This window comes from Tepidimonas fonticaldi (genome assembly GCF_007556755.1).
Taxonomy (GTDB): Bacteria; Pseudomonadota; Gammaproteobacteria; order Burkholderiales; family Burkholderiaceae_C; genus Tepidimonas; species Tepidimonas fonticaldi.
The window spans coordinates 1-1,008 of the sequence record NZ_VJOO01000077.1; the positions used below are offsets into that span (position 1 = coordinate 1).

A 1,008-nucleotide genomic window follows, 5' to 3' on the forward strand; every position below is an offset into this window, starting at 1 on the left:
GGTAGCCGAGCACTACGAGACCTGGCTAGAGTTGGCCAGCGCGGGTCAGTTCGACGGCCAGGGCGACCACCACACCCCCAAGCCCTTCGTGCGCAAAGCGTTTGCCAAGTATCTTGAGTGCGGCATCTTTGCCCATGGCTTTGCCCGCGCTCGCTGCGGCGACTGTGGGCACGACTACTTTGTAGCCTTCTCCTGCAAAGGCCGGGGAGTCTGCCCCTCGTGCACCACCCGGCGCATGGTGGAGACAGCAGCGCACCTGAACGATCACGTATTCCCCCGCCTGCCGGTGCGCCAGTGGGTGCTGTCGGTTCCCAAGCGGCTTCGTTACTTCATGCAGCGCGACGGAGCGGTGCTGAGCATGGTGCTGCGCATCTTTCTGCGGGTGATCGCACAAACTCTGCAGACCCACAGCCCCGGTGCGGCCCATATGGACAAGGCAGGCCTGCACATCGGTGCCATCGCCTTCATTCACCGATTCGGCTCCAGCCTCAATGAACACGTCCACTTCCACGTTTGTGTGGTGGACGGGGTGTTTGAGGAAGTGGAGGGCGAGGGCGATGCTGATGCGACCCCTCGAATCTCATCGCCGGGTGTCATCTTTCACGCGGCCACCGGCATCGATGCGGCTACCGTGGCCCCAGTGCAGACCACACTGCAAAAACGTATCCTGCGCGCCTTTGTGGGCCGTGGGCTGCTGGAGAACTTCGAGGCAAAAGAGATGCTGGGGTACAAACACAGCGGTTTCTCGGTGGATGCCGGGGTGTGCATTGAATCCCACGACCGTCCAGGCCTTGAGCGGCTCTTGCGCTATTGCGCCCGCCCACCCTTTGCGATGGACAGGCTGCGCAAAGAGGGAAGCAAACTGGTGTACCGCTGCGGCAAGCAGCGCAGCGAACCCACCAGCGACAAGCGCGGTGCCAAGGTTGATGAGCTGCACCTCACACCGCTGGAACTGATCGACCGCATCGCCGCGCTGGTGCCACCGCCACGCACCCACCGGCACCGCTA

General features: G+C 63.0%; 1 protein-coding gene. It reads left to right on the top strand.

Features of this window, described 5'->3' with window-relative positions; all coding sequences use genetic code 11:
• Window positions 1-1,008 (top strand): transposase (locus Tfont_RS14375; RefSeq protein ID WP_143969936.1); only part of this gene is annotated, 1,008 nt, incomplete at both ends.